Here is a 22,655-nt window from a genome sequence, read left to right as displayed (position 1 = left end):
AATATTTATTGCTCTTGCTCCTTTCTTTTAATTATTTTTTACAAAAATATAACGTGAATTTACAAACGGGTCGATTAGCTTAATTTCCCCACGGGTTGAAACGTAACGGTTGGTGATGTCTTTTGATAAGTCTGTATATGGATCATCTGCTATCATGAAAGTTAAACCGTAAGCACATACTGCCTCTTTTTTGAATAGCAATCCAACTTTTGCTTGTTTAGCAATTTTCTTGGTTGGAAACTCTTGTGAAAGTAAAATGGGTAATCCTCTGTAAGTTCTTGTTTGTGGGTTATATAGTAAATTTATAAAACTTGATTGAGTATTATTTATATAACTTCTTTCCATCTCTGAAAGAATGTCAGGATGTGTTGCGAATACAAAGCCTGAAAGTGCGCCTTCTCCGTATTCTGCTACGATTCTAGTAATTACTGCATCTAAGTCGCTAAATGTAAATTTTCCAACTTCTGCTGTTTCTACTTTAGCTTCTAGTGTTACACCTCCTGTATATGTACTTTGTTCCATTGCTTGATCTGCGTGTGCAAAAATTCCGGCATAAAAGTTTTTACGTAAGTCCCTAATAATTTGATCCTTAGCGTTTTGGGTTTGAGCGTCTCAAAGTTCTTGTCCGTGTGTTAGGGCGTTATTTTGTGAAATCTTAATTGAATGTCTTTTTGGCGAAAGTGTTACCTTGAAAGTTTTTCCACCTAGTGCTGTAGAGTCTGCCGCTTCAGCAATTTCTGTTATTTGTTTATGATCTGACACGTAAAAGTTTTTTACAAGTGTATCAAGTCCGGTAAGTGGGTATTTTTTAGCAAGTTCGGTAAATTCTGGAAATTGTGCTTGTCACTCTGTTAACACTCCGGGCATGGTGTGTGTTTCGATTAGTGCCAGTCCTTTTTCGCTTGTTGTCCCGTCTAATACTCTTTTTTCAAAAGCATCAAAAATAACTGAATTAATTAAACGTGCTTCAGTTTTTTGAGCTGGTGTAAGTGCGTAATATTGTTGCTTCATTAGTTCGCTTATTTCATCTTTTTGAATAGTTCCGTTTTTTGCTTTTGTTTTTAATTGTTCAAGGTTCAATTGGGTTTTTGCATGTGTTAAAGATTCGAATGCTCTTTTTGTTAATTGTTGCGCTTCCAGTTCTTTAACCTTTTGTTCTAAGTTTTGTAATTTTTCAGTATCTTCGTTTTTTGTTTGTACTTCTTGAAGTGGTTGTTGTTTTGTTTGAATATTTGCTTGTTCTTTTTCTTTATATTCTTTTAGTGCATCTTGCAACATTTTTTCAATTTGTTCTTTATTCATTTCGTCTTCTCCTTTGGTTTGGGTTTGTTCGTTTTTATCTTCTTCGGTTGGGTTTGCAAACTCCTCTGCATATGGTTTTAATTCTCTAGTAAATACACGGCACTCGTCTTGCGGGTAAAAGCCGGAATATACTGGATCAATGCTTATTAGTCTAGCTTTTTTATAAATTAATTCAAAGTCAACATCTTCGCTTGTTTGCTTGTCTTTGTTGATGTTTTTGCTTGTTTCGACTGGTTCAAAAATAAACGAATTTGACTTTACTACGCCTGATTCGATTAAATTGGCAACCTTGCTTTGCATTGCGTCTTGTTCATTAACTTCAAAAGTTGCAAAAATAGTATTCGCTTCCTTGTGAATTTTTAAAGTGTTGTTTGCTGTTGATGCAAGTAGGTGTTCTATTCCAATCTTGTGGTCTAGGTATGAATTAATTTTTTGTCTTTCTAATGGTTCGTTATAGTCGAAACAATCAGGGGCAATTTTTTCCCTGTATTTTTGTCCGTTTAAATTTTTATAAACGGGGGATCATGAATCTAACTTAACACTTAGCTCAATTGCTCTTTTTGGTGTTTTATTTTCTTCGTTTGTGTTTCGTACCACTAAGCCACTAGAATAGCTATACAAACGTGTTTTTGGGCTATTGTTGTCGTTTTGCTGGTTTTGGTTTGTTTGCATTTGTTTCTCCTTTCGGTGGGTTGGGTTGGTTTATCTCGACAAGGGTTGAATTAATTAATAACTTGTCGCCATCTGGGTGAGCGTCTAAGCCGATTAAGTTTCTTATTTCATTTGGTGTCGCATAACCGTTATTTATTGCCGAGCTTGCAAATTCTTGAATACTTTTTATATCAACGCTAAGCAGATCGAGCTGCTTATATGTTATATATTCTCTTGTTGGTTCTAAAAGTGAATAACTTAATCGCTGACAAATGTTTAACAATAACGGTTTTAATGAGTTGTCAACATATGACTTATTTAACTCAGCGCTTGAGTTGTATTTATTCGGGTCGTCGATTCCTAATTTTTGGGGTGGTATTCCAAGCACGGCTGCAAATTCTCGCCCTAGTGCGTTACGGGTTTGAAAGTCAGGGCGCATATTAATTATTTCGCTTGCTTTTCCAAATTCTCATCGTTCATCTAGCACGATAGCAAAAGAGCCATCCCGTTTTTGTTTTTCAATCATTTCACGTAACGCTTTTTCCGCTTGTTGTCTTTGTTCCTTGCTTGTTGCGTCCCTAATTTTGATATATACCGAATAGCTTATGTCGTTCTTGATGGCGTTAAGGGTTGAAAGTTCGTTTTCTTTTATTTTTGTAAGCGTTGACTTAAAAAGTGTTGAAAGGGTAATGCGTTCGAATCCTGGTATTATCTCGTAGTCGATTCAAATAATTACACTGTCGTCAATTTTGATGGGTTTGTCCTTGTCGTCGCTAAAAATATAACCACCGTTTTTTTCATCTCTTGCAATAAAGGGTGGGAAAATGGGTATTATTGCACTAGGGTTATTTTTTTCATCTTTTTGAATAAATAAAGGGCAATAACCATATAAAAATAAGTTTCATATTATTATTTTTCGAAACTCTCACGGGGTTAAATAGGGGTTTGGTTTTTGGTTTAAAATTTGGACAATTTCTGAATTAATAAATTGTTTTTGCCCTTTATTTTCTTTTACATGTCTGAAGTTTACTTTTCCGATATCGTTAGCGATTAGCTGAATTGCTCTGACAATAATACCGTAAGTCATTAGCTCGCTGGGTTCAAGTGAACGAATTAACGCGCTTTGCTGCGATCAATTTAGGGGAATACTAAAATTAGAGTAAAAGTCATTAGAACTTTCACCCCTTAATCTTTTTGGTTTTCAAAATCTTGAGAAAATATTAGCCATCTTTTTTCACCTTCTGGTCCTATTATGGTGTTTTTATATATTTTCTCTGACTTTTGTTATAAATATTATAACAAAAAAATAAAAAAAGTAAATAAAAATAAAAAAATAATAAAAAAACATAGCTTTCAGGCTATGCTTGTGCCTTTTGATTCTTAAACCGTTATTTTTTTAAATATTTTTTAGGTTCTTAAATCTAGGCAAAAAAAGTCACTTAAGTGACTAAAATAAGTATATTTTATAAATTTTATTATTCTATTATTTTGTAATAATTGTCCTTTACGGTTTGCGATGCTTGAACATCTCGAGCACTTGCTGAAACTAACATAGCAATAAACTGGTCGATTCTTTTATTTTGTGCAATTTTTTTTATAAAAATATTTCCTTGGTTTGTTTCCTTGGTTGCTACATTAAGAATATGTGAAAACATTAATTTATTATCGTCCATTATATATATTTTTTGTTTTTTTAGTTTTATTTCAAATTGGCGAAAAAAAGGTGATAAATATACCCCTTGTTTAACTTGTTTTGTCTGATCTTCATAAAAAATATTATTGTCTAATAAGTGCCGTTTTATCATATAAAATTGCCACGGATCATATAACAATTGTGAGGGTTGGTATTTTTGTTTATATTCAATAATTTTATTTATAACATCGCCATAATTAATAACATCGCCTTCGGTAATTGTTAAAAATTTGTTTTTAGCTCAATCACGATAAAACGCCCCGTCTTTTACTTCTTTAGTTGCGACGCTTTTTTGAGGAATAAAACCGTGTCCCTTAAATACTCAAAGTGGTTCGCCGTCTGGCTGAGGTATTTCTCAATTTAACACCACGGCTGTGGTGTCGTTTGTTGATGATAAGTCGACTCCCATTAAGCAGTTAAAGTCCCTAAAATCTTCTAAAGCTAGCTTTTTAACGAAGTCGGCGTTTTTTTGTTGACTTTGTAAAATGTCGTTAATCGTAAAAAAGGCACTTTCATTATTTACTCAAATTCCTAACCTTTTAACTTTGAATTCGTTTGCAGCTGAAACTGTTGTTATTTGCGCATATTCCTTTTGCAAGTCTTCAAGGCTAACTGTTACACCCAGACCAGGGTTGGCTTTAATTCAATTTTTTGGGTTTTGTCAATCTTTTATGTCTTCTTCATCAAGTTCGGCGGCAAATAAAAAAATATTATAATTTTCGTCCACTTTTTCAGGGTTTAATATTTGCCGTCTTAGGAATTCTTTATAATCTTTTTCCCTACGGTAGCAAACGGAGTCAATGTTTGTCCCTTTGGTGGTATCGTAGATAATTAATAAATTTTTACGACTGTTATTTTTTGCGTATTTTGCCGACTTTTGCATGGTGTCGTCTTTGTGCAGGTGGTATTCGGTTAAAACAACAAGCGACGGATTCTTTCCTTCAAGGGCGGCGGTGTCAAAAGGTATCGCTTTAATTTGTCCCCGTTTGGTACTTAATATTCTAATTGTGTTATATTTCAAAAATTTCTTTTTAATTTTAGGACTTTTGAATATGTAATTGAGGGCAATGTCATAAGGTATTCTACTACTTTCTCGAGTTGCTCCACAAAAATACACTTCACTATTACCATCGTGCAAAATTCCTCGAGTTGTTGCTAAGGCTATCATAGCCCAATAACTTGACTTCCATTGCTTTCTGGCTTCGACATCGAATACTTCATTTGTTATATATTGTTCGGGGTTATTTTTAAAAACTCATCCAAACACGAAACCGGTCATAAATTTCCGAAACTCGGCAAAAATAAACGGCTTATTAGTTTGGGGGATAATTATTTTTTTAGTAAAGTTTTTTATTTTTTCGTAATTTTGCAAAGTATAAGCAAACGGGAATTCTGGTTCGTTATGAAACTTATACAAAAACAGTATATGTCTAAGGCATTGTAAAAAAATCATTTCCGAAGTTACTATTTCGTTATTGATTACCTTAAGTGCATATTGCGTTGGTTCGTCGTTAGTGGCGTCGTAGTTGTTGTTTGCCCATTGTTTAGCTTTTTTAAGTTCTGGGTGGTTATAATTCGTCGTCATCTTCTTCTTCGTTATCTTCTTCAATTAGGTTTTTTATTTTTTGTTTAGTTAACTGAATACTTAAGTTTGCTTGTAACAGGTTAAGAATATCGCCGTAAGCTTTTGAAAAGTTAAAATTTTTATTTATTAGCTTTCCCGTTTCATCAATTAAAAAAATATTATTGTCGTTGCTAATTTTTAGCAGTTCGCTATTTACCTTATTTAGTTCGCTTTGCATTCTTTCTATGTTCTTATATGACTTTTCAACTCAGTTTTTTACACTAGTATAAAAATACAAACCTTGGGGGCTATCTTCGTCGATAGTTTTTAAAAAAGCGGGGGTGATGGTTGCTTTTTCTTGTTGGAGTTGGTTTGTTGAATACTTTATTTCGCTTAAAAGGTAGTTTTTACGCTCTTTAAGGGACTTTATTCGCTCGGGTTTAATTTTGTACTCCCAATCGTTTTTTATTTGGCTATGCGCTTTTATTAAGCTTATGAGGTTGTCAATTGAATACATGACAATGTTAAGCGCAATATTTTCTTCCTGTTCGGGGTTTTGTTGCATATATATTTTTTTTATCTTTTTTATTTCTTTTTTATTTTTAAAATCTTCGACCATTTTTATTTTTTATTTACTCCTTTCGGTTTTTATTTTCGTTGCCATTTGGTTAATAAATTGAAATACTAATTTACAAACATAATATAAGCTTCGGTCCATACTAAATTCTCGGCATCTAAAATATTCTAAATCTTTATAAAGTGAGCTTATAAATTTTTCAATCTCGTAATTATCAAGGCAAGAAAATAAAATATAAATTAATTCTAAAAGCGAGCTTATGTCGGGATATTTGGTTTTAGTTCCGGCATTTTCTTTTATAAAGTTTGCTAATCTTCTCGGACTAATTTCCCCAAAATATCAAATCAAAAAATTCCAAATACCTCCGCTAAATCGCAATTTATGTTCTAGGGTGTTTTTATTTCTGAACATTAAGGTGTAAATATTTTTAAATAAATAAAAATGTATGTAGCTAAAAAATTCTGTTTTAAAAATAAGCTTAAATAATTGCGATGCTGCTAGCTCCTTATTTTTTCAATTTGGTTTTTTATCTCGTTCGACATATAAGCAACTTACGAACATAATTTCCCAATCGAGTGTTTCTGTGAAATCGTTAATCGTTTTTAGTTTTCTTCTTTGTCTTTCTATTCTTGCCGTTGTTTTATTAAAATCATCATAAAAATTTATTTTATTTTGAATCGCTAATTTTGTGAAGTTATTAAATAGTTCTATTTCGGTGAGTTTATATTCTTGTTTTATTGTTTTAATTGTTAATTTTGTTATGTCCATTGTTTTAATTTCTCCATTTTTTAAAAAGTTATTAAAGTATTGTGGAAATTTGATATTTTTAAAACTCCTTTTCCCAAATCTATTTTACTATATTTTTATAACTAATTTTTTGAACACTAGTTTTTATATGTCTTATTTTCTTATATACTTTAATAATTTTTTTAATATATATATTATATATATTAGTCTAAAAAAGTCAAGTTTTAAAAATTATAAAAATATATTAAAGGGGTTTTTTATAAAATTATACAAAAAAAATTATAATTTTACTTAATATACTTTAATAATTTTGAACATAGTATCAAAAAACAAAATTACACAAAAAAATAATATTAAATAACTCATAAAAAAATAAAAAAAACAGTGCTGAAATTTACCACCCTAATTGTTCAAATTTTAGAAAAAACACGCTGAAAGGTAATCGGTGGGCTGAACGCCAGCACTAGTATTTTTTTAATACCCCCCCTACCTTTAACAATCACAAGCAAAAAAAATGCAAGCAATAGCCATTTAAAAACACCACAACAAACAAAGCACCTCACCACCTAACAAACTCCCACCAAAATAAAAACGCTCGTTATAATCAAAATAAAAAATATTAAAGCAAACAGATAACCACCCTAATAAAAAAAAGAAAATAAAAAAAGAGGCAACTGCCTCCCCTTGGTTAAAACCTTATTCAGTATGGTAAAAAGGTTAAATACAACGTCTGCCATACTCCAGCAACTAAACCAAGCTAGCGAAAAAAAATAATTTTTTAACGTTGTAACCTTGTAAATACATTTACATAATTATTATATATTTTTTAACCAAAATAATAAAAAAAAGAGGCAACTAACGTTTGCAGCTAGTGTCCCGAAGTTTCTTTTTATTTTACACTTGTATAAGTGGCCAGAAACGTTTATTTTTTTGTATTTATCTTTATAAGCAAGTAAACTATAACTCCGCTAAATAAAAAAACCAAATAAATGTAAATAAAAAAACAGAGCCGTATCATTAAGCTCTGCAATTAAGAATATTTTTTATACTCTAATAAAAATATGAAATAAAAATTCTTTACATTATTATTATTTTTTTTAATATAAAAGGAATTTGAAGGTAACTTATGCCAAATTACAATCATAAAAACTTTATTCGTTGAAGTTATATGTTAATGAGGAATATTAAGTATCTTTTTACTTATAATATTATTATATCATGCACTTTTAAAGTGTTGCAAAAAAATTGCTTTTTTTATTAAAATATTTTTAATTATTTTTTTAACTTTATTTTTTTTAGTTTTGTAGTATAATATATATACATCTACAAAATACAAGAATTTTTATATTTTCTCTGAACTTTTTTGTATGTAGGTAATATTCCGAAAAAAATTGTTGAAAAGAATGTCCAAATTTTTAAATTTTAATTTAATAAAATTATTTGTGTGATATGATTAAATTCAAAAAATTCATTGTTAATATATTATGTTAAAAAAACGCTATTTATTAAATTTTTATGTTTTTGAATAATTAAAAAAATAAAATAAGCTAAAACCCTCAAAATACTGAGGGCTTTTTTTATACTCTTTTAATAAAATGCATTTTTTATAATTTTGGTTTTTTTGTAGATTATATATATAAGGAAGTGTTGGAAAATAAAAAAAGATTAAAAAATAAAGTTAAAAAAAAAGTTAAAAAAAAATACGAAAAAAAATAAGAAAATGTGCTTGACTTTTCTTTTTTGGAGTTATACTTTAGGTACAGCGGTTCAAAACGAAAAGCGAACCTTCTAAAAATTTCAGAGTCTAATTTTTTCCAACTTTATATATTTAAGAAAGTTATTTTATTAACCCTTATGGAGGTTAATTAATGGAAAAAAGCAAAAAAAAGAAAAATTATCACAATAAGTTCTCTTGCTGCAGGTTCAATAATTATTGCTGCTTCAATTACAGCTTCACAGCTAATAAAGAATGCAAGGTAAAAGTAATGAAGAAAGAAAAAACAAAAATGAATTAATTATTTTAATAAAAGAAAAATTGCAAAATATTTTAATCTTAAAAAATGATTTAATATCACAAAATCTAGAAAATATTGCCCAAGATTTAAATACGAATATTAATGAACAAGATTTAGATAATTTTGATGAATTAAAATTAAAAATCAATTTTTAATGCCTTAAAGAAAAAATATAATCTTGCAATTGAAGTTCAAAAGTAAGAACAAGTAAAATTACTGAATAATTAAAATATCTAGTATCAAAATTAAACGAATTACTGAATTTAACAAATAGTCAGAAATATTTTGCTTTAAATGAGTTAAAGAAAAACTTAAAAAACAGGTATTTAAAACAAACACAATTTTTTAAAAATATTTCTTTAGAAATCAATAATATTAATCTTGCTATCAAAGATTTTACAAACCAAAAAGAGGTTATCGATAATGATGTAGAACAAGAATTTAAAAAACTTACTAGTCAAATAAAAATAATGGAATCTTTTTACGAAATCATTAAAAATGATAATGATTATAATTCTTTAAAAATTTCTTTAGACAAAATAATTGAAGAATCTAAAAAAGCTAAATAGCACTCTGGCCAGCAATCAAATCATCCAAAGAATTAATGAAAATGATCGTATTTTTAAACAAATAAAAGATGAAAAAGTTAAAATAGATTCTAAAATTCACAAAGAAAACAGTGAGAAAAACAATATCAAAGTCAAATTAACCAATTAAGTCAATTGAAAAATAAAAATAATTGAAAGTAATAATATAAATTTTGACAATTTAATGCAAGAGATTTCTTGTTTTATTACACAAAATACTTTCAATCAAACTTGAAACGAAGAAGAATTTAACCAAAATCTACAAAAAGCAATAAGATTTATTAGTGATGCTGAAAGCAATTTCAAAGTCTCGCAAACAAAATTGCAAAATGTAAACTCACAAAAAAACTTAATTAATTCAGAATTTTTAGATTTTCAAAATTAAAGAGTTTCCGAAGAAAATAAAACTTAAAAAATAGTTATCAACAAAGAATTCAAAACATCATAGCTGAAATAGATGAACATTTTAACCAAATATCATTTTCTGATGTTTTAAATAAAATCCAAAAAATTAAAAACTTTATTTAAGAATATCAACAAAAAGTTGCAAAAAATAATTTTTAAAAAAGTAAAAATGATTTTATTGATGAATTTAAATCTTTTGTAATCAATTCAACATTTACACTTATTAAACAAAAGTTACAGGATAGAATTAATACAGCAGAATATTTAAAAACAGCAAAACAGCAGGCAGATGAATTATTCAACAATATAAATTTACTAAGAAATAGACTTTTAAATATTAATAATCTCTTTATTAGTCATGAATTCATTAATTCTTCAAAGCAAAATCAACAAAAATTTTAAACCTTAAAAAATGACATTAATAATCATATTATTGATAATAAGTTAAATAACAATATATTTGAATCTATTAAAAATTTAAAATCTGATTTAGATATTATTATGTCTTTTAGTTTAAATTGAAATGAAATTTTAGATGGTAACGCTGTTTTAAAACAATGAAAACAAAAAACGAATCAAAAAATAAACTCTTCTAACAATACTAACAGTAAAGAAGAATTGAAAAAGAAGTTAACAAACAAACAAACATTAGTGTCGGAAGTTAAAAAAATATACAATTCAATTCAAAAACCCTAATCTAAACTTCAAGAAACATATGATTAAAAACACCTTGCTTTCTTTTAATAAAAATATTGATTCAGCTGGTCTTGATCACCTACTTTATTCAGCGTCTATTAATGAAAATAATTACGAAATTTATACTAATTTTGTTAATAATACAGCAAATAAAACACAATTGCTTTCAATAAATCTTGATGACGAGAATATTAATAAACTCGTTTTTAACCTTGAAGTATTAATAAACCCAGAAAATAATCAACTTGTTTCATTCGAAAAATCTTTAGAATTTAAAAATGATTTAAACGAAAAAATTTCAGCAATAGATTTATCATCGTTTGGAAAATATTTTAATTATAATCCTGATTCACTTTACTTTAAAAATATTAATCAAATATCTAAAAAAGATTTTTAACAAAAAACTACAAAAATTGGTGGATATTTTACTTTTAAATTAGGTGATTATTTCAGTTACCAGATAAAAAAATTAATGAAAAAATAAATTAATAAAAACGTTTGATATTAAAACAAAAGAAATTGAAATTATTACTGAAGAAAAACAAGATTAATTACTAAGGTTGGTTTTGGATTCAGTGACGGTTTTAAAAATTCAGAATATTATAAGTCGCAATTTCCATATGGATCTCTCGAAAAATTTCTAAAACAACAATTTCTACAAAATCAAAAAAATAAAAAAACTTTTGAAGCAAGAAGTTGAGAACAACTTGATAAAAAGTCAAAAGAATCACAAATTAAAAAAATTTTAAGAAACCTTGCAAAATTCAATGATAAATATAATGGCTGAAAATTAGTGCAAAGTTTTGAAATAAATGAAAGGCTACAAATAATTAAAGCTAATTTCAAAGTAAAGAATTCTCAAGGCAGAAATGATGATGAAGTAATTTTAAATGTTGCTTTCGCCCCTAATAACTTTGAACAATATCTAAAAAATTCTTTAGATTTTCAAAGTCTTTATAATGATATCCTAAGCACACAAACAAACGAAAGAAACCATACTTCAGAATCTAATATTTGATTAAAAATGAAAATAAAAAATGAGAGCCATAATCAAACAAATTATCTTGCTCAAGATTGACAAAAAGTTTTTAATAATATTTTTGAATTACCTTCAAAAAACAACTTTTCACTGAAAATAAATAAAGAAAAAACAACTTTTAATAATTTACAAGGTTGAGTAAGATTGAATCTTGAAATATACCACAAAGATAAACTGATTAAGAATACCGCTAATCGTTTCTTTATATATTTAAATTACTTTAAACCATTTACAAAAGAAGATATTAAACCTATTAATAATAATGAATGATTCACTGATGATGATTTTAATTATCAAACCAAAAATGATAGCGAAAAACAAATACAAGAATTAGTTTCAAAAATTAATGGTTCTAATTTTGACTATCGTCTTTCAAAAGGAAAAAAATAATTTCCCCACAAATAATAAAGCAAGGAAAATCTTTTGATAAGATAAACTTTGTTTTAAGACTAAAATCAGAATCAATAAAAAATGAAAAGGTCGAAGGATTTAATACAAATGGCTTCGAAAATTCTTCAGCACAGCCAACTGAAACACCATCTGATGGTAGTTTATCAAATGATCCAAATAATAATTTAAATTTAAAACCACTAATAGATTCTTTCTTTTTGTATTACTATGATGTTGAATTTAAACCCACTCGCAGAAAAGGATACTCAATGTCATTTAAGCTTGGTTTCATTAATAAGAATAATCCGGAAATTAGATTTAAAACAACTCAAAAAATTATGCTTTCAAATTTCAGAAATGAGATTTTGGAACAACTATATCCAGAAGTTATGTTAAATTTAATAACTTATGATGATTTTGAAATCAAAATCAAATTCAAGGTCCAACTGAATTCTTTACTCTTGTCAATGAAAATGGTATTGAAAATGTACTGAGTCCTATAGAGTTCAAATTATTTTACGGTTATAATCAAAATAATCACAAATTAACTATCAATACAAGAGAAATAATTAATAATGGGTATTTTATTTTAAGAAATAATAATAATTTTAAAATTAGCAAAGTAAAACTACCAAACGATCAAGAAGGTTCAATTTTTACTCGTTTTAAATATCGAAACGGAGATAAAACAATCGAAGGTAATACTTGATATAAAAATTAAAGCTTTTAGAAAAGAAAAAAACCAACAAAGCTATTCAGATTCCGATTTAATTACTAATTTAAATGTTAAAAATAAAAATTTAATTAAAATTTTTAAAGAAAATGATCAAATTTTAAGAAATCGAAAAATTGAATTAAATTATCTAGATAGCTTATGAAACATCAATGATAGAGAAGCTTCTTGAATTTTAAAACATAAATACATTAAAGATACTTTGTTAAATACAAATAACAAAAATGTGCAAATTCAACTAAGGTTATGAGCAGGAATAATTGTTTTAGACGCAAAAAGAATCGATAGGCTTACTGATCCTAAAAGTGGTCTTTTTTTTAACATTAATTACTCTAATTTAGAAAATAAAAATGAATTTAGTTTTGAAGCAACACAAACTGTTGAAAGAAAAAATAGAAATTCGATAACAATTATTTTTGTTTTAACATTCAGGAGTGATGATAACAATTGTTTAAGATTTCTTAAACCAAGAAAAATATAAAATATTAACAAAAAATATTGTCGATGAGCTCCTTGTTAATAGACAAAAAGATTATGAATTTAATGATTGAGGACAATTTAATGAATCTAAATCAATTTATGTCGATAAATATGCGGTTGATTTAAGGTTTCAATATAAAAGAATATTGAAAATGAGTATTGACAAGCAAATACAATATTGAGTTATAAAAATTTTATTTTCAACCAAGAAAATAATCCAATTTTATAATTAACCAATTATGATAAAAATGATCTTTTTTATTATAACCCTAGCCAAAATATAATTTATAAACTTCACGACGATTATTGTTTTAATAATATATTAATTAATGCAAAAAATGTTTAAAATAAACAAATTAAAGATTTAATATCGCGTTCAACGGCAATAAATTGTGGATCAACAATGATGATAGGAAATATTTTTTCTAAGAAAGATGGGGTAATATCTTTTAATAACTAACAATCATGTTATAGATTTTAATAATGACGAAAAAAGTTATACAAATACCGATGATCAAAGCAATTTTATTTTAACAAGAGCTGGAAATTAATTCCAAAACGATATTGAAAATGGTTTTGTTATTGAGGTGGTTTATATGTAACTCAAGGTAAAGGGAAAGTAATTTGAACCGGTAAGAATCATATTTTTAATACCACACATGACAAAAATAGTTTGTTGATTTAACAGTATATAGTTTTAGTATTTCAAGCATGAGTCAAAAAACTAAGTATGAAGGTAAAATTCAAACTACTCAGTTATATGAAAATTGAAAACATTAAACTAATTATTTGAGAATATCTTTATTTAGAATACGACCAAAACATGCAAATTAATAAATTTAATGCAAATAGTGTTTCTGTACTTTTTTAACGGGTTTCCATACTGAAAACAAAATGGCTATATTTATTAATAAAACCAACTATTATGGGGTTTAGTAGTAAATGAGAATATTTGCTAACCTATTACAATCCTGAAACTCAGGAATAGGAGTAATGGATGAATACGGTAATTATATCAACAATAAATTCAGGAGTACCATTAAAATATCAAACAGCTGAATTTAATTACTTTTTGTTTAATTAATAACGATGAAGAATAGCCTTTAAAATTAAACAATAAATAATATTTAGCAATGCATCTTCTTAAAATGAATTTAGTTACTCTCAATAATTTCTCTTCCCATTATTGAATAGCCAAAAAAATCAAACAAAAAGCGAAACATTAAAACGTTTCGCTCTTTGTTTGAAGATAAACATAATAATTAATTAAAGGTTTATTCTTTTGGGAATGGGAATCACACTGGCTTAATTTCTTCATTGTGTTCTCTGTATGCTTTTTCCAATGCATATGCATATTTGCCTAAATTTTCTCACGCAAAATCTTGAGTGTTTAAGAATGAAGATCTTGTAGGGGACCCATCAATATTAGGAATAATTGAAACTTTTGCTCAATCAAATTCTTGATTTTTTCAGTATCATTTATTAATAGCATCTCTAAAATTGTTATATTCTTTCTGAATAGCTTCTGGTAATACTCTTATTTTTCCATAAATAGAATTTCAAACTTTACCGTAAGCTCATAACAGATATGCATTTTTTTCAATATTAAATGTATACATTCTATTTTCTTCTTCAGTCGGTTCTTGATACTTGTTGATTACTCTTAATGAAGATGTAATATTTTCAAAAACTTCTTTTATTTTTTGTACGTATAAATCATCAAATGATTTTCATTTCAGTTTTGTTTTATCAATAGAAAATAAATCTGTTCAATCTTGATCTTTCTCTTCAAATTCAACATCTAGTTTTGGAATATTATTATCAATAGAACTCTTAATTTGCATCACTATTTGATTATTTCCATTTATTAAATCACCGGTAAATCAGAATACAGATCTGTCTCCATCTTTAAAATATGCGCTAGTTAAATCATATTTTGTAGGAGATGTACCATAATAACCTAATCATCCAAATTTATGATAGTATTCATCAGCTTGATCATAAAGTGGCTTTTTAATTTGTTTCAATAAATCAATACCATCATTTCAATCTTTATTGGTTGAAACTGAAAGATTGTATAGTTCTTTTAATGAAGTTGAATACAGTCTTTTCGAATTCAATTTATTTAAACTGTTTTGATATTTACTAATAACTGGATCTATCTCAGAATCAACATTAAGTCTTACATCGTTTAATTTTAAATCTTTAAAATGCATTGATTTAAGTGAATTTAATGTATTTATTGAATTTTCTAATTTTTGTTTCACTTCACCATCTAGGAAATCAGCAATATTTTGTTTCATTAAAGCCCAATTATCAAGAAAGTCTTTTGCATCTTTGTAAACTTTTTGTAATTTTTCAGTATTTGTGGAAATGATAGAATTATCTGTTGTGCTTTCATTAATGCTATTTATTTCTAATCCTGATTCCATATTTTGAATTGGTGATTCAAAATCTTCTGGAGTTGGTTTTCTCTTCATTTCGTCTATTAATGAATTAATATCAGAAACTTTTTGTTTGTAATTTTCAATTAATTCTAATCTTTCTCTATCAATTCTTTCCTTTTCTGCTTTCATGTTATTGTAATTTTGATTTAGACTTTGCAATTTATCTTCAAAATCATCAATGCTTTCGCCTTCAATAATTTTATCAACCACATTGGTCTTTGCAGTTTCTAAAAATTGTTTATATTCTGTTAATTTTTGTGAATTGTAATATGGTTTTGATTCTAATGTGGTTTCTAATTCTTTTGCTTCATTGTATTTCATAATATAAGTATTGTATTTTTCAAAATTATCAATAAATTTTTGCAATACTTCATTTTGTTTTGTTATTTCTTTATTTGTTTTTGAATTGTTTGATAGTAAATTTTCGTTTTCTCTAATTACAGTTTCAATAGTCTGTTTTAGGGGATTGTTTTCCCCTAATTTATCTTTTAATTCGTTTATTTTTTTAATCTGTTGATTATTTTTTTCTTTAAGAGATTGTCGTTGGGCAATTGCTTCTGTTCAGTTTCGCTTAGCGGTTTCTAAAGCGTTTAAAACTTGTTTATTGATTTCAGAAATTTCGTCAGCTGTTTTTTCTGATAAATCTTTAGCTTTATTTAAAACGGTTTCTAAGTCGTTTTTGATTTGAGAATCTTGCCACGATTCTACTTTTTCTATTTCATTTTGTGCATCTTTTCTATTTTTAGCTAAAGCTTTTCAATTTTTTATTTTGTCTTGAACAGCAGAAATATTTTCATAAGCGGTTAACACTTCTTCATCTTGAGCAAATGTTGCATCTGGCATCTTTTGATTATTTTGCAACAATGAATTTAAATAACTTTGAAGTTGTGTGTATTCGCTTTTACCATTTAAATTATCAAGTATTTTATTTGTTTCATCTCAAATTTCAGATAATAATTGCTTGTCTTTTGCAATTTTATCGGTTCTTATAGTTTCAAATAAATCTTTTAATTTTTCATTTTTTATTATTAAAGTTTTAGTATTATCATTTTGATAATTACCTGGATTACTATTATTAATTTTTTCAATAATTTCGCTATATCTTTCAGGATTTTTATTTAATTCATTTTTTCAATAATCGTAATTTTTAATATTTTCTTTCAAAATTTCAGTAATGCTTTTTTTAATATTATCTAAATTAGTATTTAGAGGGTAATAAATATTACTATTTAAAATTTCGGAAGTCATTGAATCAGGTTCGTTACTTTTGGCTTTTTGAATTACATTATCTAATTGAGTTTTAAACTCACTATAATCATTTTTATTTTCAAATAATTTTAAAACTGTTTCAGCTTCTTTAATCTTTAAGTCGATGCTATCTCAAATTGATTTTTTAGAATTATAATCACTTGTTGCTGTTTCTGCAGCACGATCTATTTTATCAATCAATTCTTGAATTTGAGCGTCTGTTACTGCATTATCTTTTTCATTATTTACGTTATTTATTACTGCTTGAGCAGCATCATTAACATTTTGATATCTTTTTCCATAGTCAGCAATTTGTTTACTTAATGCTGAAATTTTATCTTCTAATGTTTGCTTTAATCCTGCACGTTTTCTTCTTGCTTTTTGCCATTCAGTTTCAGCTAGAACTTTTGCATTTTGGATATTTTTTAACAGCGAATCAAGTTTATCTTTAGTTAATAAACTTAAATCTTCAGTTAATTTTAAAGACTCGGTCAACATATTTGCAATTTCAGGGTCTTGTCAAGATTCATTGTTTTGAATATTTTGAATTTCTTTTTGAGCATCTACTTGAGCAGCAATAACTGCTTTTCAAGATTCCAACTTATCTTTAATGTTTAAATTTTCGTAATTACTTAAAACTTCTGCATCTTGATCATATGTTGCTTGTGGCATTTTTGGATTATTATCTAGCAAGTTTTGTGTATATTTCTTTAATTTTTCGTAATTTTCTTCTTTTGAAACTAATGAATTATTAAATATTTCTATTTCATCATATTTATCACTTAATAATTGTTTATCTTTTTCTATTTTCAATTCTTCAGCTTTTTGAATAGCCTTGCTTAATTTATCCATTTTATTCAATAAAGTAAAAATATCATCATTTGAAAAATCGGAAGGATCAGCCTCTTGCAAGGTTGAAAGTATTTGTGAGTATCTAGGACTTTTACTCAATTCTAATGACAATATATCAAATTTTTCTTTTAGTACTGTTAAGTCTGTTTTAATCTTTTCATAAATAGAAGTAATTGAATTTTGCAAAGGTTTTTCAATGTTATTCTGCAATTCTTGATTATTCATTGTATTTTCAGATGTTGATTGCGATTTTGTAAGTGATATTTTTAAAGGGTCTAGATATTTTTTATATTCAGGTTTTGATATTATTTTATTTTTAATTTCTTCACCTTGTTTTGTGATTAAATCTATTCTGTCTCATATAACTTTTTTAGATTCATATTCAGATTGTGCATCTTTTCTTGCGTTATCAATTTTTTCAATTAATTTGTCAAGTTCGTTAACATTAGTTACATTTGCAAAACTTTCCTTTACTTTTAAAATTTCATCTTTTGCAGAATTAATAATGTTTTGGTATTTATAACCATATTTTTTAATTTGACTTTCAAACTCTGAAATTTTTGATGTCAATTGATCTTTTTTAGCATTAATAGCATCATTAATATTTTTTTGTTCAATAGAATTTTGTTCAGAAAGTATTGTTGCTAATTTTTGAATTTCTTTAGCCTTCAAATTACCTAAATCAATATTAGATGCGTTTAGTTTTTCTTCTAAATATGATTTATCTAAATTATTTTCTTGCAATTGTAAAATTAAATTTTTAGCTTTTTGCTTTGCGATTGCAAGATTATTAATTGCTTCATCTTTTAATTCTTTAGTATCTTGAGCATCGTAAATTGCTTTTGAAAGATCTTTTCATTTTTTGTCTAATTGTCCAAAATTATCATTTTCGTAATCGGTTGGAATAGCCTGTTGTAATTTATCAATAATATTTTGATATTTTTCAGGGTTTTTCTTCAATTCTTCTAATAATTTTTTTGCTTCTTCAATACGATTTTTTAAATCAATTTTAGCTTTTTCAGTATCTTTATTATAAACTCTCAGATCATGCTCAGCTTCTTCAATTTGTCTTTCAAGAGGTTTTTCAAATTCTTTTCTAATTTGATCAACAGTTTTACCGTTTAATTTGGGGTCATCCGAAGAAATTATTTTTTTACCAAGTTCATTTGCGGAACTGTTCTGGCTATTATCTTCTAATTCTTTTTTTATTCTTTCAGCTTTACTTTTTAAATCTTCTAAGTGATTTAATATTTCTTCTTTCGCTTCTTTTTTATTATTTAATTCTTTGATTTTATTTTTTAAAGTTTCGACCAATTCTTCAGTTTCTTTCGCACCCATATTGTCGGTATTTGGAATTGAATCTAAAATGTTTTTTGCTTCATCTTTAATGTCTTGATATGAAGCACTTAGATTTCGAAAATCTCTCAAAGCATTTTTAATGTCTTCAAGTGATTTTAAATAAATCATTTTTTTATTATCTAATTCTTTTTGTTTTTTGTTAATTTCAATCAAAATTTTCTTGTTTAAATCACTAACTTGACTAGAAGTCATGTTAGGTGTGTTATTAGATTGTTCGACAAGTTGTTTAAGTTCGTTTGAATCAATTTCATTTTTATTTAGTTCTTCGATTAATTCATTAGCTTTTTGAATTGAATTTTTTAATTTTTGGATATTTGATTCTTTATTTTCAACTTCTTTTTTAGCTTTTTTATAATAATTTGTTAATTTATCTAATGTTTTTTTTAATTCATCTATATTCTCAGAATTTAGTTTATCTATCGTTTCATTATAAACTGGATATAAATCATTATTTACATAAGATGTTTGATTATTTTTTTTATTATTTTCTAAAAAGTTTTTAACTTCATTTAATAGATTACTCAATTTGTTTTTAATATTTTCTTTTTCACTCATAAATTGTTCAAGAGAATTTATTACATTTTTATTTGCCTTTGAAAGTTTATCAACCTCTTGCTTTAACTGTTCAATTGTTTTTGAATTATTATCTGTCGAAATTGAATTCAAGATTTCTTCTAAAGTATTTGCTTCTTTATTTTTTGAATGTTTTTTTAACTCTTTTATATTTTCGTGGGCTTTTTGAATTTCTGTACTTAATTTTAAAATTTCAATTTGTTTTTTAATTTTATCACTATCAGCTTTTTCTAGTAAATCTTTAAGTTGTTTAGAAATTTTGTTTAAAGAAGAAATTTTGTTCTCATTCTTTGAGATTAAAACATTATTTTTCGCATTTTCCAATTCTTTTACAATGTTAGGGAATGCAACTTTATTTTGATTTATGAAATCAACAACTTTATTTTCGATTAATTGTTCTGCACTACGAGCTGCTTTCAATTTTATTACATAATCATCATACTTAGATTTTAAATCATTATACTCTAGTGTGATTGAAGGAATTTTATTCTCAAGTTCTTGTTGTGTTAATTTTTCTAAATCTAAATCTTTTATTAAGTTTTCTAAATTTTCTCCTTGATCTTTTATGTCGGAAACATTAACTTGTTTAATAAGAAGATTTGATTTATTTAATAAATCACCAAGAATATTTTTTGTTGCATTATATTTATCGATTAAATCTTTGTCAACTTCATTTAATTGAGTAAGCGATTTTAATAACTGTTCTAATTCTTTTGTTTCGGCGTTTAATTTTTTGTTTTGGATTGAATCTATTATTTTTTTTAATTCTGCTGCTTGATTAGAGTAATGGGATGCGTTTAAATTTTCAACTGTTTTTAAAGCATTTTCAATTTCTTTATTCAATAAATCTAATTTACTTGCTTTATCATTTGCAGTTTTATTTTTTAATTCATTAATTTTGTTATCAATATCTTTAATAGCTTGTTCTATTTGCTTTTTGTTATAACTGTCTTTCTTTAAATTAATTTGATTAATTAAATCTTCAAGCTCTTTTGAATCTTCTACTAATTCTTTAGATTTTAAAGAATGAATAAAATCATTAGCATCTTGAATTTTTCTTTCTAACTTTAATAAATTAGCATTATCATCAGCACACGATTTTACCAAATAATAAATGGTTGAACCTACCGTTGCTGCTGTTAATCCTATTGCCAAGGAACCAACAATCTTTACTTTTTTACTTTGCGACATAATACTCCTTATTTGGTTAATAATATATAGATTTTTTTATAAAATATATAATATTATATACGTAAAACGATGAAAAAAATAAATATAACTTTAATTTAATTGACAATAATCAATAATTTTGTTTTTTGAAATAAATAAATTGTTTTTTAAAAAAAGTATTATAATATTTTTACGTATGCATCGTTAGCTCAGTTGGTAGAGCAGGAGACTCTTAATCTTCGGGTCACAGGTTCAAGCCCTGTACGGTGTACCATATCTTTTAATGACCGAAAAAAAGAAGCAAAAGATTTTGCTTCTTTTTTTATAATCAAAAAAATCTAATAAAAAACCTCTTGAGGTTTAATAATTATTTTAAAGCCGATTTAGCTTGTTCAACGATTTTAGCAAATGTTTCTGGATAATTAATAGCTAATTCAGAAAGCATTTTACGGTTAACTTGAATGTTTGCTTTTTTAAGTCCGTTAATTAAACGTGAATATGTCATTCCTAGAGGTCTTGAAGCTGCATTAATACGAGCAATTCATAATTTTCTGAATTCTCTTTTAACTTGTTTTCTATCTCTAAAAGCATATGTTCATGATTTAACAACAGCTTGTTTAGCAACTTTGTAACCGATTGATTTGTGTCCTCAGTAACCTTTTGCTAATTTAATTCATTTTTGTCTTCTAGCTCTTGTAACTGTTCCGCCTTTTACACGCATTACATTATCCTTTCTATATTAGCTCTTTAATTCTTTTGTAATCTGATTTTGAAATCATTGAAGATTTACGAGAATGTCTTTTTTGTTTTGTTGTTTTATTTTGAGCTAGGTGTGAACGATAAGCATTTCCACGTTTTACTTTACCACTACCAGTAATTTTGATACGTTTCGCTAACGCTCTTTTAGTTTTCATCTTTGGCATCGCTGTCTCCTTTTGAATTGTCAACTGTTTTCACTTTTTTCTTATCTCTTTCTAAATACATATCTAAAAATCTGTCATTTACTAATGTTGGTTCTTTTGAGATTTTAGCTATGTCTTCGACTGCTTGATAAAACTTCATTAAAACTTCTTCACCAATTTCAGGTCTTGTCGCTTCTCTTCCACGGAATTTTAAAGAAACCTTAACACGATCACCGTTTAGAAGAAATTCACGTGATTTACGGGCTTTTGTTTGTAAATCGTGATCACCAATCATAGCTGTTAAACGAACTTCACGGTTAACAGTTACTGATTGTTTTTCTTTTGCTAATTTATTTTTTTTCTTCTTTTCGTATTTAAATTTTCCGTAATCCAAAATTTTTGCAATTGGTTTATTATCGGCGATTGAAATTAAAACAAGATCTTTTTTTTCTTCTTTAGCAACGCTAATTGCTTGGTTACGATCCATAACTCCTAATTTTTCCCCGTCTGCACCAATAACAAAAACTTTTTTGTATGGTATTTGTTCGTTTAAAACATGTTCTGATTTTGGTTTTTTGTCTTTTTGACTTTCGTTTGCTTGAATAAGTGTCTCCTTTAATAAAAAAGTGGGTTTTTAGACCACTTCTCATACTACACGATATATTAACATATAGTAGCAACCCGGATTAATTATTTCCTAGGTGAGAAATGTATCTTCTTTTTTGCTTTAATGCGTTAATTATTATAACATTTTTTACTATAACTTCCACTTCTTTTTTAATTTATATTTTTTTCATTTATTAATAGTTAAAAAAATATATAAAAAAAACAGGTTTCCCTGTTTTTAATTATTAAAATATTCCTAATAAACCGTGTGCACGTTGTTGAACAGTTCATAGCAATCCATTTTTGTCACTATTACGATATATGTAAAAATCAGCGATGTATGAAACTGCTACTGCAATTAAAATTAGAAAAATGACTAGTAAAATGATAAACAAAATTGTAGCAATTTTACGTTTTTTATTTTTTCTTTGTTCATTTAATTCTTTAGCTAAAGTTCAAATTTCATTCACCTTTTGTTTTGTTTCGGCTTCGCTAATTTGCTTAATGTAGTCTTTCTTTTCATCTTTTTTAAGCCGTGAATATTTGTGAGATTCAATTTTTGTGATTGCTTCTTTTTTAACTTCTTCTAATTGCTCATTAATTTTTTCTTGCATTGTTT

The 22,655-nt window shown here is 26.5% G+C and carries 17 protein-coding genes and 1 tRNA gene; 8 read left to right on the top strand and 10 right to left on the bottom strand.

Translation table 4 applies throughout. The features are described from left to right. Window positions 1-27: 27 nt before the first annotated feature. From JV175_RS02255 to JV175_RS02235, 5 genes are all read right to left on the bottom strand, one after another. Window positions 28-1,974: an HK97 family phage prohead protease gene (locus tag JV175_RS02255; protein ID WP_205498919.1), complete on the bottom strand. Its 1,947-nt coding sequence runs from the start codon at window positions 1,972-1,974 to the stop codon at window positions 28-30. Continuing rightward, window positions 1,937-3,181 carry a phage portal protein gene (locus JV175_RS02250; protein WP_205498917.1) on the bottom strand — a complete coding sequence of 415 codons (1,245 nt, stop codon included), beginning with the start codon at window positions 3,179-3,181 and terminating at the stop codon, window positions 1,937-1,939. Before JV175_RS02250 ends, JV175_RS02255 begins: the two co-directional genes overlap by 38 nt. Before the next feature lie 247 nt (window positions 3,182-3,428). Next, on the bottom strand, window positions 3,429-5,231 hold the full coding sequence (locus JV175_RS02245; protein WP_205498915.1) for a terminase TerL endonuclease subunit: 1,803 nt from the start codon (window positions 5,229-5,231) through the stop codon (window positions 3,429-3,431). After that, complete coding sequence (locus tag JV175_RS02240; RefSeq protein WP_205498912.1) at window positions 5,215-5,829, bottom strand: hypothetical protein; 615 nt, start codon at window positions 5,827-5,829, stop codon at window positions 5,215-5,217. The genes JV175_RS02245 and JV175_RS02240 overlap by 17 nt, the downstream gene beginning before the upstream one ends. Before the next feature lie 9 nt (window positions 5,830-5,838). After that, the gene (locus tag JV175_RS02235; protein WP_205498910.1) at window positions 5,839-6,555 is read right to left on the bottom strand and encodes a hypothetical protein; all 717 of its coding nucleotides are present in this window, start codon (window positions 6,553-6,555) and stop codon (window positions 5,839-5,841) included. A gap of 1,948 nt (window positions 6,556-8,503) precedes the next feature. Here JV175_RS02235 and JV175_RS02230 point away from each other — a divergent pair. The 7 genes from JV175_RS02230 to JV175_RS02200 all read left to right on the top strand — a co-directional run bounded on the left by JV175_RS02230 (window position 8,504) and on the right by JV175_RS02200 (window position 12,880). Next, window positions 8,504-8,704, top strand: a complete 201-nt coding sequence (locus JV175_RS02230) for a hypothetical protein (protein WP_205498902.1) — start codon at window positions 8,504-8,506, stop codon at window positions 8,702-8,704. A gap of 616 nt (window positions 8,705-9,320) precedes the next feature. After that, on the top strand, window positions 9,321-9,521 hold the full coding sequence (locus JV175_RS02225) for a hypothetical protein (protein ID WP_205498900.1): 201 nt from the start codon (window positions 9,321-9,323) through the stop codon (window positions 9,519-9,521). 521 nt (window positions 9,522-10,042) lie between these two features. Continuing rightward, entirely contained in the window at window positions 10,043-10,237 is a 195-nt protein-coding gene (locus JV175_RS02220) for a hypothetical protein (protein ID WP_205498898.1), read from the top strand. Window positions 10,238-10,256: 19 nt separating this feature from the next. Further along, entirely contained in the window at window positions 10,257-10,634 is a 378-nt protein-coding gene (locus JV175_RS02215) for a hypothetical protein (protein WP_205498896.1), read from the top strand. 396 nt (window positions 10,635-11,030) lie between these two features. Beyond that, window positions 11,031-11,666 carry a hypothetical protein gene (locus JV175_RS02210; RefSeq protein ID WP_205498894.1) on the top strand — a complete coding sequence of 212 codons (636 nt, stop codon included), beginning with the start codon at window positions 11,031-11,033 and terminating at the stop codon, window positions 11,664-11,666. 269 nt (window positions 11,667-11,935) lie between these two features. Next, window positions 11,936-12,169 carry a hypothetical protein gene (locus JV175_RS02205; protein ID WP_205498893.1) on the top strand — a complete coding sequence of 78 codons (234 nt, stop codon included), beginning with the start codon at window positions 11,936-11,938 and terminating at the stop codon, window positions 12,167-12,169. 456 nt (window positions 12,170-12,625) lie between these two features. After that, window positions 12,626-12,880: a hypothetical protein gene (locus JV175_RS02200; RefSeq protein ID WP_205498891.1), complete on the top strand. Its 255-nt coding sequence runs from the start codon at window positions 12,626-12,628 to the stop codon at window positions 12,878-12,880. 1,273 nt (window positions 12,881-14,153) lie between these two features. Here the strand turns inward: JV175_RS02200 and JV175_RS02195 are convergent. Continuing rightward, entirely contained in the window at window positions 14,154-20,549 is a 6,396-nt protein-coding gene (locus tag JV175_RS02195) for a hypothetical protein (RefSeq protein WP_205498889.1), read from the bottom strand. Between the two features lie 177 nt (window positions 20,550-20,726). Here JV175_RS02195 and JV175_RS02190 point away from each other — a divergent pair. Further along, window positions 20,727-20,802 (top strand) — tRNA-Lys (locus JV175_RS02190). A gap of 93 nt (window positions 20,803-20,895) precedes the next feature. Here JV175_RS02190 and rplT read toward each other — a convergent pair. The 4 genes from rplT to JV175_RS03875 form a co-directional block, all read right to left on the bottom strand. Then, window positions 20,896-21,249: a 50S ribosomal protein L20 gene (gene rplT, locus JV175_RS02185; RefSeq protein WP_205498887.1), complete on the bottom strand. Its 354-nt coding sequence runs from the start codon at window positions 21,247-21,249 to the stop codon at window positions 20,896-20,898. A gap of 13 nt (window positions 21,250-21,262) precedes the next feature. After that, entirely contained in the window at window positions 21,263-21,451 is a 189-nt protein-coding gene (rpmI, locus tag JV175_RS02180) for a 50S ribosomal protein L35 (protein WP_205498885.1), read from the bottom strand. After that, window positions 21,432-21,983, bottom strand: coding sequence for a translation initiation factor IF-3 (gene infC / locus JV175_RS02175; RefSeq protein ID WP_308699422.1), 552 nt, complete (start codon window positions 21,981-21,983; stop codon window positions 21,432-21,434). Before infC ends, rpmI begins: the two co-directional genes overlap by 20 nt. A 298-nt stretch (window positions 21,984-22,281) precedes the next feature. Further along, the gene (locus JV175_RS03875) at window positions 22,282-22,650 is read right to left on the bottom strand and encodes a GA module-containing protein (RefSeq protein WP_240337645.1); all 369 of its coding nucleotides are present in this window, start codon (window positions 22,648-22,650) and stop codon (window positions 22,282-22,284) included. Window positions 22,651-22,655: the final 5 nt, after the last annotated feature.

This window comes from [Mycoplasma] gypis, assembly GCF_016924775.1.
Classification (GTDB): Bacteria; Bacillota_I; Bacilli_A; order Mycoplasmatales; family Metamycoplasmataceae; genus Metamycoplasma; species Metamycoplasma gypis.
The sequence above is the reverse complement of the archived record's forward strand: the minus strand, read 5'-3'. Positions and strand labels throughout refer to the sequence as shown.